This is a genomic window from Mesorhizobium sp. WSM3868 (assembly GCF_002294785.1).
Classification (GTDB): domain Bacteria; phylum Pseudomonadota; class Alphaproteobacteria; order Rhizobiales; family Rhizobiaceae; genus Mesorhizobium.
Genome location: NZ_NSGB01000004.1, coordinates 320544 through 335652 on the forward strand (window position 1 = coordinate 320544; position 15109 = coordinate 335652).

At 64.8% G+C, this 15109-nt stretch carries 14 protein-coding genes and 1 pseudogene; 11 read left to right on the plus strand and 4 right to left on the minus strand.

The window, feature by feature from the left end:
* Positions 1-31: 31 nt before the first annotated feature.
* Positions 32-165, plus strand: a pseudogene (locus CK221_RS30740) (SRPBCC domain-containing protein); the annotation flags it as partial.
* Positions 166-180: 15 nt separating this feature from the next.
* On the opposite strand, the gene CK221_RS09775 reads toward CK221_RS30740, so the two are convergent.
* Positions 181-1359, minus strand: coding sequence for an Mrp/NBP35 family ATP-binding protein (locus CK221_RS09775; protein ID WP_095777566.1), 1179 nt, complete (start codon positions 1357-1359; stop codon positions 181-183).
* A 208-nt stretch (positions 1360-1567) separates the two neighbouring features.
* Between CK221_RS09775 and CK221_RS09780 the strand changes: the two genes are divergently transcribed.
* The gene (locus CK221_RS09780; protein WP_067003624.1) at positions 1568-1945 is read left to right on the plus strand and encodes a VOC family protein; all 378 of its coding nucleotides are present in this window, start codon (positions 1568-1570) and stop codon (positions 1943-1945) included.
* Positions 1946-1954: 9 nt separating this feature from the next.
* Here the strand turns inward: CK221_RS09780 and CK221_RS09785 are convergent, their stop codons facing one another.
* Together CK221_RS09785 and CK221_RS09790 are read right to left on the minus strand one after the other, a co-directional pair.
* Entirely contained in the window at positions 1955-2959 is a 1005-nt protein-coding gene (locus tag CK221_RS09785) for an inorganic phosphate transporter (RefSeq protein WP_095777567.1), read from the minus strand.
* Between the two features lie 3 nt (positions 2960-2962).
* Positions 2963-3604, minus strand: coding sequence for a DUF47 domain-containing protein (locus tag CK221_RS09790; protein WP_067003620.1), 642 nt, complete (start codon positions 3602-3604; stop codon positions 2963-2965).
* Between the two features lie 157 nt (positions 3605-3761).
* Between CK221_RS09790 and CK221_RS09795 the strand changes: the two genes are divergently transcribed.
* From CK221_RS09795 to CK221_RS09835, 9 genes are all read left to right on the plus strand, one after another.
* Entirely contained in the window at positions 3762-4661 is a 900-nt protein-coding gene (locus CK221_RS09795) for a LysR family transcriptional regulator (RefSeq protein WP_095777568.1), read from the plus strand.
* Between the two features lie 194 nt (positions 4662-4855).
* Complete coding sequence (locus CK221_RS09800) at positions 4856-5335, plus strand: formate dehydrogenase subunit gamma (protein WP_095777569.1); 480 nt, start codon at positions 4856-4858, stop codon at positions 5333-5335.
* Entirely contained in the window at positions 5332-6888 is a 1557-nt protein-coding gene (locus tag CK221_RS09805; RefSeq protein ID WP_095777570.1) for an NADH-quinone oxidoreductase subunit NuoF, read from the plus strand. The genes CK221_RS09800 and CK221_RS09805 overlap by 4 nt, the downstream gene beginning before the upstream one ends.
* 10 nt (positions 6889-6898) lie before the next feature.
* Positions 6899-9811: a formate dehydrogenase subunit alpha gene (gene fdhF / locus CK221_RS09810; protein WP_095777571.1), complete on the plus strand. Its 2913-nt coding sequence runs from the start codon at positions 6899-6901 to the stop codon at positions 9809-9811.
* A 2-nt stretch (positions 9812-9813) separates the two neighbouring features.
* Complete coding sequence (gene fdhD, locus CK221_RS09815; RefSeq protein WP_095777572.1) at positions 9814-10644, plus strand: formate dehydrogenase accessory sulfurtransferase FdhD; 831 nt, start codon at positions 9814-9816, stop codon at positions 10642-10644.
* Entirely contained in the window at positions 10634-10948 is a 315-nt protein-coding gene (locus tag CK221_RS09820) for a formate dehydrogenase subunit delta (RefSeq protein ID WP_095777573.1), read from the plus strand. Before fdhD ends, CK221_RS09820 begins: the two co-directional genes overlap by 11 nt.
* 123 nt (positions 10949-11071) lie before the next feature.
* Complete coding sequence (locus tag CK221_RS09825) at positions 11072-12625, plus strand: alpha/beta fold hydrolase (protein WP_095777574.1); 1554 nt, start codon at positions 11072-11074, stop codon at positions 12623-12625.
* Between the two features lie 219 nt (positions 12626-12844).
* Positions 12845-13201 carry a nuclear transport factor 2 family protein gene (locus CK221_RS09830; RefSeq protein ID WP_095777614.1) on the plus strand — a complete coding sequence of 119 codons (357 nt, stop codon included), beginning with the start codon at positions 12845-12847 and terminating at the stop codon, positions 13199-13201.
* A 42-nt stretch (positions 13202-13243) separates the two neighbouring features.
* Positions 13244-13558: a hypothetical protein gene (locus tag CK221_RS09835; protein ID WP_095777575.1), complete on the plus strand. Its 315-nt coding sequence runs from the start codon at positions 13244-13246 to the stop codon at positions 13556-13558.
* A gap of 46 nt (positions 13559-13604) precedes the next feature.
* On the opposite strand, the gene CK221_RS09840 is transcribed toward CK221_RS09835, so the two are convergent.
* Positions 13605-15032 (minus strand): gamma-aminobutyraldehyde dehydrogenase, encoded by a 1428-nt coding sequence (locus CK221_RS09840; protein WP_095777576.1) that lies wholly within the window; start codon positions 15030-15032, stop codon positions 13605-13607.
* Positions 15033-15109 lie beyond the last annotated feature (77 nt).

Sequence of the window (15109 nt, forward strand, 5' to 3'; positions counted from 1 at the left end):
CCAGTCGATGTCCTCAATCCGGGAGATCTTGATGGCTTTGGTGATCGAGGGCGAGGAGCGGATCGCCGCACCTGTCGAGAAAGTGTGGGAAGCCCCTCAACGACAGGGGAAATCCTGAAGGAGGCAATTCCCGGCTGCCGGAGCCTGGAAAGGAAATCGGACACCCGGCGGCCCGGCGAATTACTCGAACACGATGCTGGGCACTGCCGCCTCGGCGGCGCCGCGTTCCTCTTGGACCCTGTCCCATACCCTCGCGGCGATATCGCGATAGATCTTCGCCTCGGCGCCGTCCGGCTTGGATGCGACCACCGGGGCGCCGGCGTCCGAGCTTTCGCGGATGCCCATCTCCAGCGGCACCTCGCCAAGGAAGGTGACGCCGAGCCGTTCGGCCTCGCGCCGCGCGCCGCCATGGCCGAAGATGTCGTAGCGCTTGCCGGTGTCGGGCGCGAGGAAATAGCTCATGTTCTCGACGATGCCGAGCAGCGGCACGTCGACCTTCTTGAACATGTTGAGGCCCTTGCGGGCATCGATGAGCGCAAGGTCCTGCGGCGTCGAGACGATGACGGCGCCGGCCAGCGGCACCTGCTGGGCCATGGTGAGCTGGGCATCGCCGGTGCCGGGCGGCATATCGACGACCAGCACGTCGAGCGGTCCCCATTCGACCTCGCGCAGCATCTGGGTGAGCGCCGACATCACCATCGGGCCGCGCCAGATCATCGGCGTCTCCTCGTCGACAAGGAAGCCCATCGACATCACCTTGAGGCCGTAATTCTGCATCGGCTTCAGGATCTTGCCGTCGACCGTCTGCGGCCGGCCGTGAATGTTGAGCAGCCTCGGCATCGACGGCCCGTAGATATCGGCATCGAGCACGCCGACGCTCAGCCCATTGGCGGCAAGGCCGAGCGCCAGGTTGACGGCGGTGGTCGATTTGCCGACGCCGCCCTTGCCGGACGCCACCGCGATGATCGCATCGATGCCGGGCACGCCGCGTTTGCCGTGACTGTGAGAAGCCGGCGCCTGCGGGCCAGGACGCTGCGGCGCTGCCTGGGGAGCAGGTCGTGGCGACGCTGCCTGCGCAGCCGGCCGAACCGGCGCCTCCATGCCGCCGCCCTTCTTCTCCGCCGTCAGCGCGACGACGGCGTTGGCGACGCCGGGGATCGCCTTGACGACACGCTCGGCGGCGGCGCGCAGCGGCTCCATCTCCTGGGCGCGGGCGGCGGGAACGGTAATCGAGAAAAACACCTTGGAATCGGCGATGAAAATCTCAGATACCAGGCCGAGGTCGACGATGTTGCCGGTGAAGTCCGGTCCATTGACCGTCCTCAGGCGCTCGATGACGGTTTCCTTGGTTACAGCCATGATCTTTCCTCGGAGTTTGGCGTTCCAGATAGTGCAGTTTCCCGGCAGAACCAAGCCGTGGCGCAATGGCTCGTCCGGCGTGCTCCGCAAAACGACCGGTGGTGTCGGATTTGCCTAGCGCGTCCCGATCGCCGATTGCCATGGCCAATCGATCCAGGGGCCCTATCTCGGTTGCCATGAGCGACGGCAACCGGAAAAGGAGACTGTCATGCTCGCAAACAGCAACGCAGCCGCCAATGTGGCGGTGAAAGACCTTTCGAGAGCGCAGGGATTTTACGAAGGAACGCTGGGCCTCAAGCCTGTCGACGACATGGCGGGAGAACTGATCGTCTACAAAAGCGGCGACACGGTCATCAACGTCTATCGTTCAGAATTCGCCGGTACCAACAAGGCGACGGCGTTGACCTGGACGGTCGGCGACCAGATCGGCGCCATTGTCCAGGCGCTGAAGTCGAAGGGCGTCACCTTCGAGCGCTATGAGATGCCCGGGCTGACGCTTGAGGGCGATGTCCATGTCGGCTACGGCATGAAGGTCGCCTGGTTCAAGGACCCGGACGGCAACATACTTTGTCTTGCGGGCGAGTAGATTTCAGCCTCAGACCGCGAGGCGCGTGACAAAATAGGTCAACGCCGAAATCGCCGCCGTCGCCGGCAGGGTGATCACCCACGCCACGACAATGTTGCCGGCAATGCCCCAGCGCACCGCCGAGACGCGGCGGGCAGCACCCACGCCGATGATGGCGCCGGTGATTGTATGCGTGGTCGAGACCGGGACACCGAGCCAGGTGGCGGCGAACAACGTTATCGCCCCGCCGGTCTCGGCGCAAAAACCCTGCATCGGGTTCAGCCGAGTAATCTTCGATCCCATCGTGTGCACGATGCGCCAGCCGCCGAAGAGCGTGCCCAGCGCCAGTGCAGACTGGCAGGTGATGACCACCCAGAACGGCACGTGGAAGCTCTGGCCAAGCATGCCTTGCGAATAGAGCAGCACGGCGATGATGCCCATGGTTTTCTGCGCGTCATTGCCGCCGTGCCCCAGCGAATAGAGCGAAGCCGAGAAGAACTGCAGGACGCGAAAGCTGTTATCGACCGCGAACGGCGTCTGCCGAACGAACAGCCATGAGACGATGAGGATAAGGACAAGCGCCAGCACGAATCCGGTCACCGGCGAGAGCACGATCGCCGCAGCCGTCTTGCCGAGCCCGGACCAGACGATGGCCCCCGGGCCGGCCTTGGCGACGCCGGCGCCGACCAACCCGCCGATCAGCGCATGCGAGCTGCTCGACGGAATGCCGGCGATCCAAGTGACGATGTTCCAGACGATGGCTCCGATGAGCGCGGCGAAGATCACTGCGGGGGTCACGATCTCGGCGTCGACGATGCCCTTTCCCACCGTCTCGGCGACATGCAGACCGAAGAACAGGAAGGCGATGAAATTGAAGAAAGCCGCCCAGAACACGGCATAGTGCGGCCTCAGCACGCGGGTGGAGACGATAGTCGCGATCGAGTTGGCGGCATCGTGCAGGCCGTTGAGGAAATCGAAGAACAGCGCCACGGCGACGAGGCCGACCAGCAGGGGAAAGGCGATCGCGGCGTCCATCTGTTAGACGTTCTCGATGGCGATGCCGCTGATCTCGTTAGCGACGTCCTCGAAACGGTCGACCACCTTTTCCAGCTGGCCGTAAATCTCCGAGCCGATCAGGTAGGCCATAGGGTCGCTGCGGCCGTGCCGCTTGAACAGGTCCTTCAGGCCCTGCTCGTGCAGGTCGTCGGCGCGGCCCTCAACGCGCATGACTTCTTCGGCGATGGCGTTCAGCCGCGCGGCGTTGGCGCCAACCTTGCCGAGCAGTGGGATGGCCTCTGCTACCAGCCGGGCGGCCTCGACGATGACGCTGCCCATTTCCCGCATCAGCGGATCGAATTCCCTCATCTCGAACAATTTCACCGTCTTGACGGCCTTGTGCATCGTATCGATGGCATCATCCATCGACTGGATCAGATCCTTGATGTCGCCGCGGTCGAAGGGCGTGATGAAGGAGCGCCTGACGGCAAGCAGCACCTCCGCGGTGATCCCGTCCGCTTCGTCCTCCAGATCGACGATCGTCTGGCACCAGCGGTCGATGTCCCGGCCCTGGAGAAGCTGCTCAAGCGCCTCGGCGCCGCCGACCACCGTGCGCGAATGCCGTTCGAACAGTTCGAAGAAGCGATCCTCGCGCGGCAACAGTCTGCGAAACCAACCCAGCATCTGCTCCCTCCCTGCTTCCGCCTACCCCACATAGCGCCATGCGCGGCGCGGGAAAACAGATAAGCCGGCTCAAAAATGTGGATGAGATCCTATCGTTCATCCGCCTTGCGAAGCAAAGCGATTTCCCCGACCTTGGGCAGACCGTGGATCGGATGACATGATCGACAAGCTGGAATTCTTCATCGCTTTAGCCAGGGAAGAGCATTTCGGCCGCGCCGCCGAGGTGTGCGGCGTCACCCAGCCGACGCTGTCGGCCGGCATCAAGCAGCTCGAGGAGCAGCTCGGCGTCATGCTGGTGCTGCGCGGCTCGCGTTTCCAGGGCCTGACGCCGGAAGGCAAGCAGGTGCTGGTTTGGGCGCGCCGCATCGTCGGCGATTCAAGGACCATGCGCGAGGAGATGCGGGCGGCGCGCCACGGCCTGTCCGGCCGCATCCGCATCGCCGCCGTTCCGACGGCGCTCGCCATGGTGGCGCGGCTGACGACGCCGTTCCGCGACAAGCATCCCGGCGTCACCTTTTCGGTGCTGTCACGGACCTCGATCGAGGTGCTGACGCTGCTCGGCAATCTCGATGTCGATGCCGGCATCACCTATCTCGACAACGAGCCGCTGGGGCGGGTAACCAGCGTGCCGCTCTATGACGAGCGCTACCAGCTGATCACGGCAGTCGGCAACCCCTATTCCGACCGCGACAAAGTGACGTGGGCAGAGATCAGCCAGCTGCCGCTCTGCCTGCTGACGCCGGACATGCAGAACCGCCGCATCATCGACCAGCATCTGGCGGAAGCCGGCGTGCAGGTGCGGCCGACGCTGGAATCCAACTCGATGATCGTGCTGTTCTCGCATATCCGGACCGGCAAGTGGTCATCGATCATGCCGCTCAACCTTGCGGAAACATTCGGCTTTTCCGAACCGATCCGGGCCATTCCGATCGTCGATCCGGATGCCAGCCACACGGTCGGGCTGGTGGCGGCGCCGCGCGAGCCGCACACGCCGCTGGTGCAGGCGCTGCTGGACGAGGCAATGGCGCTCGCAGACGATTTCCGCGCCCACCGCTAGGCTAGACAATGCGGGCTCAGCGTTTTTGATAGATAATTTCTATCAAGCGACGAGACTGCTTTATTGATCTCGGAGGTTTCCTCTGATTTCATAAGGACTTAGCGATATTGCGCCCTGTGCATGTCGTTGCCCCAAAACCGCTCTATATTTTGGGGTGACATATGTGTTGGCGCCACGGCCAGGGAGGGCGCTGCATGCCGATGCAGCCTGCAAGTACCGAGATCGCGTCGCGCATAGCGGCGATCATCGAGGAATTGAAGGACCTCGAAGGTCCGCTGCTGCCGATTCTCCACGGCATCCAGGAAGAATTCGGCCATGTGCCGCAGGTGGCGCTTCCGGCCATCGCCGACGGGCTGAACCTCTCAAGAGCGGAGGTGCATGGCGTCGTCACCTTCTATCACGATTTCCGCGCCAAGCCGGCCGGCCGGCATGTGCTGAAGCTCTGCCAGGCGGAAGCCTGCCAGTCGATGGGTTCGGAAGCCGTCGCCACCAAGGTCAAGCAACTGCTCGGCATCGATTTTCACGAGACCGCACGCGACGGATCGGTTACACTGGAGCCGGTCTATTGCCTCGGGCTTTGCGCCTGCTCGCCGTCGGCGATGCTCGACGGCGAAGTGATCGGCCGGCTCGACGACGAGAAGATCGAAGAGATCGTCGCGGAGGTGCGTTCATGATCCCGCGCATCTACATCCCTGCCGATTCCGGTGCTCTGGCGCTCGGCGCCGAAAAGGTCGCCAGGGCGATCGAGAAGGAGCTCAAGGAGCGCGGCGTCGAGGCCAAGATCGTGCGCAACGGCTCGCGCGGCGCCTATTTCCTGGAGCCGATGGTCGAGGTTGCGACCGCCGAGGGCCGCGTCGCCTACGGGCCGGTCAAGCCGTCTGACGTGAAAAGCCTGTTCGACAGCGGTTTCCTCAAGGGTGGCCATCACAAGCGCTGGCTGGGCGCGCCAGACAAGATCCCCTTCCTCGCCAAGCAGACGCGGCTGACCTTCGCGCGCTGTGGCGTCATCGACCCGCTGTCGCTCGACAGCTATAAGTCGCATGGCGGTCTGAGAGGCCTGCAGAACGCGGTCGCCATGGCGCCGGCCGAGATCGTGAAACAGGTGACCGAGTCCGGCCTGCGCGGCCGCGGCGGCGCCGGCTTCCCGACCGGCATCAAGTGGAAGACGGTTCTCGATACGAATTCCGAACGCAAATATATCGTCTGCAACGCCGACGAGGGCGACAGCGCCACCTTCGCCGACCGCATGATCATGGAGGGCGATCCCTTCGTGCTGATCGAAGGCATGGCGATCGCCGGCATCGCCACCGGCGCGACCAAGGGCTTCGTCTATATCCGCTCGGAATATCCGCATGCGGTGGCGACGATGAACAAGGCGGTCGCGATCGCCCGCAAGGCGGGCGTGCTCGGCGTCAATGTGCTGGGCTCGCCCAACGCCTTCGACATGGAAATCCGCGTCGGCGCCGGCGCCTATGTCTGCGGCGAGGAAACCTCGTTGCTCAACAGCTTGGAAGGCAAGCGCGGCGTGGTGCGCGCCAAGCCGCCGCTGCCGGCGATCCAAGGATTGTTCGGCAAGCCGACGGTGATCAACAACGTGATCAGCCTGGCCTCCGTGCCGATCATCATGGACAAGGGCGCCGCCTACTACAAGGATTTCGGCATGGGCCGTTCGCGCGGCACGATCCCGATCCAGATCGCCGGCAACGTCAAGCATGGCGGCCTGTTCGAGACGGCCTTCGGCCTGACGCTGGGCGAAATCGTCGACGAGATCGGCGGCGGCACGGCCTCGGGGCGGCCGGTGAAGGCGGTGCAGGTCGGCGGCCCACTCGGCGCCTATTTCCCGCGCGCGCTTTTCGACACGCCGTTCGACTACGAGGCTTTTGCTGCCAAGGACGGGCTGATCGGCCATGCCGGCATAACCGTGTTCGACGACAGCGCCGACATGCTGAAGCAGGCGCGCTTTGCCATGGAGTTCTGCGCCATCGAAAGCTGCGGCAAGTGCACGCCCTGCCGCATCGGCTCGACGCGCGGCATGGAGGTTCTGGACAAGGTCGCCGCGGGCATCGAGGCGGAGAAGAACCTCGCTCTGGTCACCGACCTCTGCAACACGATGAAGTTCGGATCGCTCTGCGCCCTGGGCGGCTTCACGCCCTACCCGGTGATGAGCTCGATCACGCATTTCCCCGAGGATTTTAAGCCGGCGCCGACGCGCGTGGCTGCCGAATAGGAGCTGGCAGATGAACATCAAAGCCGACTTCCCGACACTCATCGAAGAGATCGACTACGGAACGCCGGAGTCGAAAGCGGCGAAGCAGGTGACGCTGACCGTCGACGGGCAAAGCATCACCGTGCCGGAAGGCACCTCGATCATGCGCGCGGCGATGGAAGGCGGGGTCGAGATCCCGAAGCTCTGCGCCACCGACATGCTGGACTCTTTCGGCTCGTGCCGCGTCTGCCTGGTCGAGATCGACGGCCGCGGCGGCACGCCCGCATCCTGCACGACGCCGGTCGGCGAGGGCATGGTGGTGCGCACGCAGTCCGAGCGGCTCGATGCCATCCGCCGCGGCGTCATGGAACTCTACGTCTCCGACCACCCGACGGGCTGGAACGAGAAGGCCGGAACCGGCGCCAGCGAGTTCGACGCGGTTGCGGAGTCGGTCGGTCTGACCGAGAACCGCTACGGCGTCGAAGGCCGCAACCACGTCAAGGAAGAAGGCGGCGTGGCGCCCGGCCATGGCTCGCTGGCGGTCGACTACATCGCCCGCGATGAGTCCAACCCCTACTTCACCTATGATCCGGCGCAGTGCATCGTCTGCTCACGCTGCGTGCGCGCCTGCGAAGAGGTGCAGGGCACCTTCGCGCTGACCATCGAGGGCCGCGGCTTCGAGTCCCGCATGGTCGCCGGCATGCATGAGGATTTCATCGCTTCCGAATGCGTGTCCTGCGGCGCCTGCGTGCAGGCCTGCCCGACCGACGCATTGCGCGAGAAGACCGTGCTCGAGAAGGGCATGCCGGAGCGCTCGGCCGTCACGACCTGCGCCTATTGCGGCGTCGGCTGCTCGTTCAAGGCGGAAGTGAAGGGTGACGAAGTCATCCGCATGATGCCCTACAAGGACGGCAAGGCGAACCACGGCCATTCCTGCGTCAAAGGCCGTTTTGCCTATGGCTATGCCACCCACAAGGATCGGATCCTGTCGCCGATGATCCGGGAGAAGATCACCGATCCGTGGCGCGAGGTGAGCTGGGAAGAGGCGATCGCCCATACGGCAAAGGAATTCCGCCGCATCCAGTACCAGTACGGACGCGGCTCGATCGGCGGGATCACCTCCTCGCGCTGCACGAACGAGGAGACCTATCTCGTCCAGAAGCTGGTGCGGCAGGGCTTCCGCAACAACAATGTCGACACCTGCGCGCGCGTCTGCCATTCGCCGACCGGCTACGGCCTCGGCCAGACCTACGGCACCTCGGCCGGCACGCAGGACTTCGACTCGGTCGAATACACCGACGTTGCCGTCATCATCGGTGCCAATCCCGCTACGGCGCATCCGGTGTTCGCCTCGCGGCTGAAGAAGCGGCTGCGTGAGGGCGCCAAGCTGATCGTGCTCGACCCGCGCCGCACCGAGATGGTGAAGTCGGCGCATGTCGAGGCGGACTACCACCTGCCGCTGAAGCCCGGCACCAACGTCGCGGTGCTGACGGCGCTGGCCCACGTCATCGTCACCGAGGGCCTGTTCGACGAAGCCTTTATCCGCGAGCGCTGCGACTGGGCCGAGTTCCAGGACTGGGCGTCCTTCGTCGCCCTGCCGGAAAACAGCCCCGAGACGGTCGGCAAGCTGTCCGGCGTCGATCCTGAAGCGATCCGGGGTGCCGCGCGCCTGTACGCCAAGGGCGGCAACGGCGCGATCTATTACGGCCTCGGCGTCACCGAGCACAGCCAAGGCTCGACTACGGTGATGGCGATCGCCAACCTCGCCATGGCCACCGGCAATATCGGCCGTCCGGGCGTCGGCGTGAACCCGCTGCGCGGCCAGAACAATGTCCAGGGCTCCTGCGACATGGGTTCCTTCCCGCATGAGCTGCCGGGCTATCGCCATATCTCCGGCGAAGCCGTGCGCGACATCTATGAGAGCCTGTGGGGCGTGAAGCTGGACGAGGAGCCCGGCCTGCGCATCCCCAACATGCTGGATGCCGCCGTCGACGGCTCATTCAAGGGCATCTACATCCAGGGCGAGGACATCTTGCAGTCCGACCCCGACACCAAGCATGTCGCCGCAGGGCTGGCCGCGATGGAGTGCGTCGTCGTGCACGACCTCTTCCTCAACGAGACGGCGAACTACGCCCATGTCTTCCTGCCGGGCTCGACCTTCCTGGAGAAGGACGGCACCTTCACCAATGCCGAGCGCCGCATCAACATGGTGCGCAAGGTGCTGGAGCCGAAGGCCCGCTACGCCGACTGGGAAGCGACGCAGGAGCTCGCCCGCGCCATTGGGCTCGACTGGAACTACACGCACCCGTCTGAGATCATGGACGAGATCGCCAAGACCACGCCGAGCTTCGCCGGCGTCTCCTTCGAGCTGCTCGACCGTGTCGGATCGGTGCAGTGGCCCTGCAACGAGAAGGCACCGCTCGGCACGCCGATCATGCATGTCGACGGCTTCGTGCGCGGCAAGGGCAAGTTCATCCGCACCGAATATGTCGCGACGGACGAACGGACCGGCCCGCGCTACCCGCTGCTGCTCACCACCGGGCGTATCCTGTCGCAGTACAATGTCGGCGCGCAGACCAGGCGTACCGAAAACGTCGCCTGGCATGCCGAAGATCGGCTGGAGATCCATCCGCACGACGCCGAGAACCGCGGCATCCGCGAGGGCGACTGGGTGCGGCTGGCGAGCCGTTCGGGCGAGACCACGCTGCGCGCGCTGATCACCGACCGCGTGTCGCCCGGCGTCGTCTACACGACCTTCCACCACCCGGACACGCAAGCCAATGTGATCACGACCGACTTCTCGGACTGGGCGACCAATTGTCCGGAATACAAGGTCACCGCCGTGCAGGTGGCGCCATCCAACGGCCCGACCGAGTGGCAGAGGGACTATAACGAGCAGGCCAAGCAGAGCCGCCGCATCGCCCCGCTGGAAGCGGCGGAGTAGTCTTGGCCGCGCGCCGCAAAGCCACGACGCAAATCCCGCGGCTGGCGCGTCGTGCCGGCGGCACGGCGGCTGCGAACCGCATGGTGCCGGAGGAGACGCCGGTCGCGTTCTCCTATGCCGGCACCACCCATGCGGTGATGATGGCGAGCCCGGCCGATTTCGAGGATTTCGCGCTCGGCTTCTCGCTCACCGAAGGCATAGTTGCCGACCCGGCAGAGATCGAGGCGATCGAAGTCGAGGATCTCGGCGCCGGCATCGACATCCAGATCAAGCTGAAGGACCGGGCCAACACGCGCTTCCAGGCGCGACGGCGCCGGCTTGCCGGGCCGGTCGGCTGCGGCCTGTGCGGCATCGAATCCATCGAGGAAGCGATGCGGTCGGTCGACGCGGTCGGTTCGTCGAAGCTTACGCTCGACGCCGAAGACGTCACGCGTTCGGTCAAGCTGCTGTCGAAGCAGCAGCCGCTGCACATCGAGACCGGGGCGGTGCATGCTGCCGGCTTCTACGTTCCCGGCAAAGGTATCGTGATGGCGCGCGAGGATGTCGGCCGCCACAATGCGTTGGACAAGCTCGCCGGCGCGCTGGCCAAAGCCGGCATCGACGGCGCGAGCGGCGCCGTCGTGGTCACCTCGCGCGTGTCGGTGGAGATGGTGCAGAAAACCGCCGCCATCGGTGCCCCGATCATCATGGCGGTTTCGGCGCCGACCGCGCTTGCCATCCGCACCGCCGAGTCCGCCGGGATGACGCTGGTGGCGCTGGTGCGCGGCGACGATTTCGATATTTTCACCCACCCCGACCGGGTGGCTTGCGGAGTTGCCAAGCATGTCGCATGACGAAGACCACATCGCCAGCACCAAGGAAAAGCTGGTGCGCATGGCCAATCAGATCGCCACCTTCTTCCATTCGAAGCCGCACGAGGAAGGCATCGCCGGCGTTGCCGAGCACATCAACAAATTCTGGGAGCCCAGGATGCGGCGGCAGTTCTTCGAGCTGCTGGATGGCGACCCGGAAGATTTCGACGAGTTGGTGATCGCCGCCTCCGCCAAGATCAAGCGTCCGCTGACGGCGGAGCAGGCCGACAAGAGCCTCGGTTACAGCAAGCCTGCGGAGGCTGAAGGCGCCATTCCGCACAAGTAGGGCCTTCGGGCCGCATCGGCGCAAAGGTCTTATATTTCCGCTCTCTAAAGTTTCGCTGCCGCAAGCCGGCTGCCTCTGCTATGGTTGACGACAGGAGATCGTCTGGCCGGGCGGGGTAGTTGCGTGAGGCCGATCGAGACCAGATATGCCCGTAGCGGGGATGTGCGGATCGCCTATCAGGTGGTCGGCCAAGGCTCGTTCGATCTCGTCTTCGTCCCCGGCTTCATCTCCAATCTCGACCTACAATGGGAAGACGAGGGTTACAGCCGCCTGCTGAAGCGGCTTTCGGCTTTCTCACGGCTGATTCTGTTCGACAAACGCGGCACCGGGCTTTCGGACCGCGTGGACAACCGTCATCTGCCCAGCCTGGAAACCCGCATGGATGACGTGCGCGCGGTGATGGACGCCGCCGGCAGCGGTCGCGCGGCGATTCTCGGCGCTTCGGAAGGCGCACCGATGGCGATGCTGTTTGCCGCGACCTATCCGGAGCGAACGCGGGCACTCGTGCTCTATGGCGGTTATGCGCATTTCCACAAATGGGTCATGCCGCCGGAGCGCCTGGAAGCCTTCATCGAGACGGCCGAGACTTGCTGGGGCACCGGCGCGACCTTGCCCAATTTCGCGCCAGGCCGGGTGGATGACACGCATTTTGCCCGGTGGTGGGCACGGTTCGAACGGCTGTCGGCCGGCCCGACGGCCGCGGCAGCCCTTGCCCGGATGAATGCAGGCATCGACGTGCGCGGCATTCTGTCCGCGATCAGCGCGCCGACGCTGCTGATCCATCGCCGCAATGACGCGCGCGTCGATCCGGAGGCCAGCCGCTTCCTTGCCAGGAAGATTCGCGGCGCCCGGCTTATTGAGATACCCGGCCGCGACCATCCGATCTGGACCGGGGACGTCGACCGGGTGGCCGACCTGATCGAGGAGTGCCTGACCGGCCAGCCGGCGGTGGCCGACACCGAGCGGGTGCTTGCCGCGCTGCTGGTGACGCGCATCTTCGACACCGCCAAGCTGGGCGACCGCATGTGGAGCGAGCGCAGCCAGCGCTTCCAGGAAACATGGCGGCTGCTGGTCGGCCGCCATGGTGGGCGGATTGCCGGCACGCATGGCGAATTGATGATCTCTCGTTTCGACGGGCCGGCGCGCGCCATACGCTGCGCAGCGGCGCTGCGCGATGCGGCGCAGCAGATTGGCGTGGCAAGTGGGCAAGGCGTGCATGTCGGCGAGATCGAAATGCGCGGCCAGCCGGTCGGCCTCACGGCGCGGGTGACCATGCAGCTCGCCACCCATGCCGGACCCGGCGACATCCTCGCCTCGCGGCTGGTCGCCGAACTGGCGATAGGCTCCGGCCTGCGTTTCATCGACGCCGGACGTGTCAGTCTCGACGAGCTGAGCGAGCCGCTGCCGGTGGTCCAGGCCACGTCTGAACAACATCTGGAACCGGCCTGCCGCCCCAGGCCCAGGGCCCTGCAGCCAGCTACACTGACGGCGCGGGAAAGCGAGGTGGTGAACCTGATTGCCGACGGCATGAGCAATGCGGCGATCGCCGCCGAGCTGAGGCTCAGCGAGCATACGGTCAAGCGGCACGTCGCCAACATATTGCTCAAGCTGGACCTGCCGTCGCGCGCTGCTGCGGCGGCCTTCTCGGCAAGGCACACTGGCCCGGACGGGCCATGAGTGCCATGGCGCTTTCGGGCGAAGCGAAAGGGGTGTCTCTAGGACTATGAATTCGTCCCATGCAGGCCAAGCGTCAGGTGGACTCGTCAAGAAGCAGACCGACGACCTGTTCGCAGCCGCCATGGCCAGTTCGCAGTGAGAAGTCCCTGCCCGGCAGCAATCGTCGGGCAGCGCTTCGGACATCTACCACCCAAGACGATGGGCACATGGAGGATGAAAATGCTGACCAAGACAGTGGACGGCGCGGCGATCAAGAAAGCGATCGAGGCCCGTGACGGCAAGATGCTGGCAAGCTTCTACAATGACGATGCGCTGGTGCGAGTGATCGACCGCAACAACCCGCCGAGCAAGCCGCGCGAAATCCGCGGCCGCGCGGCGATCAGCACCTTCTGGGACGACATCTGCAGCCGAGCGATGACCCACAAGGTCGACGCCACGATCGCCGAGGGCGACAATCTCGCCTTCACCCAGGCCTGCGCCTATCCCGACGGCACCAAGGTGTTCTGCGCCGCGATGCTCGAATTGAAGAACGGCCGCATCGCGCGGCAGACGGTCGTGCAGGCCTGGGACGAGTAGCTCAAGAACGGATTCATCTGCAAAACAGGGAGGAGAACCAAGATGTTCAGCGCCAGATGGCAGATCGACGCCAAGTTCGGTCACAAGCAGACCGCGCTCGAGCTGATGCGGAAATGGGAGCGCGAGATCGGCTCGCAGGTCGGGCTCGCCGACCTGAAATTCCAGCTCATGACCGGTTCAGTCGGCGCACGCGAAGCGACGATCGAGACCCACCACCAGGTCGAGAGCCTGGCCCAGTTGGAGGAGTTCTTCGCCAAGATCGCCAAGATCGACGCGCACGCCAAATGGGGCAAGGAGCTGGAGCCCTATGTCGTGTCGGGCACCAGCCTGTGGAACATCTACCGCATCGTCGAGTAGCGGCCTGCGTGGCCGACCTCTCCCACAAGGGGGAGAGGTAGAGGACTTACCCGTGCGCCACCATCACATGGCGGACGGCGGTGTAGTCCTCCAGCGCGTAGAGCGACATGTCCTTGCCGTAACCGGACTGCTTCAGGCCGCCATGCGGCATCTCGTTGGTGAGCATGAAGTGGGTGTTGATCCAGGTGCAGCCATATTGCAGCCGGGCCGCGGTCGTCATGGCGCGCGAGACGTCCCTGGTCCACACCGACGATGCGAGGCCGTAGTCACTGTCATTCGCCCAGTTCACCGCCTCGTCGACCTCCGAGAAGCGGGTGACCGAGACGACCGGGCCGAACACCTCGCGGCGCACGATCTCGTCTTCCTGCAACGCTCCGGCGACGACCGTCGGCTGGTAATAGAAGCCGGAGCCCTCGCCCGGCTTGCCGCCGGTGGTGATCTCGATGTGCTTCAATTCCGAGGCGCGCTCGACGAAGCTTGACACGCGGTCGCGCTGGCGGCGCGAGATCAGCGGCCCGATCTCGTTCTCGGTGTCGTCAGGCAGATTGTATTTGATGGTCGACGCCGCCGAGGAGAGATCGGCAACCAGCTTGTCGTAGATCTTCTTGCCGGCATAGATGCGGCAGGCGGCGGTGCAGTCCTGGCCGGCATTGTAGTAGCCGAAGGCGCGCAGACCGTTGACCACCGCGCCGAGATCGGCGTCGTCGAAAACGACGACCGGCGCCTTGCCGCCGAGCTCGAGATGCGTGCGCTTGACCGACTTGGCGGCCGCCTGCAGCACTTTCTTCCCGGTGGCGACGTCGCCGGTGATCGAGATCATGTTGACCTTGGGATGATTGATCAGCGTGTTGCCGACGCTGTCGCCGCGGCCGAGGACGACATTGACCACGCCCTCGGGCAGGATCTCCGACAGGATCCTCGCCAGCTTCAGCGCCGTCAGCGGCGTCTGCTCCGATGGCTTGAAGACGACGGTGTTGCCGCCGCCGATCGCCGGCGCCAGCTTCCAGGCCATCATCATCAGCGGATAGTTCCAGGGCGCGATGGAGGCGACGATGCCGATCGGATCGCGCCGCACCATCGAGGTGTGGCCGGGCAGATACTCGCCCGCGACCTGGCCTGGCATCGAGCGCACCGCGCCGGCGAAGAAGCGGTAGCAATCGACGATCGCCGGGATCTCGTCATTGAGCACGGCGTTGATCGGCTTGCCGCAATTCAGCGCCTCGAGCGCGGCGAACTCATTCGCTTCGGCCTCGATGCGATCGGCGATCTTCAGCAGATAGCCCGAGCGCTGCGCCGGCGTGGTGCGCGACCAATTGACGAACGCTTGTTCGGCGGCACTGACAGCCGCCTCGATCTGCGCCGGACTTGCTTCCGGCAGGTTGAGGATGGTCGCGCCGGTCTTCGGATTGAGGATCGGCTCCTCGATTTCGGTGCCCTTGTCGAATTTCGAGCCGATCAGCATCTGGGTGTCCATGGGGGTTTCTCCCTTCGCAGTAGCGAGTAGCGAGTTGCGTGCAGCGAGTTGCGAATGGCGGGCAGGGTTCGCGATCG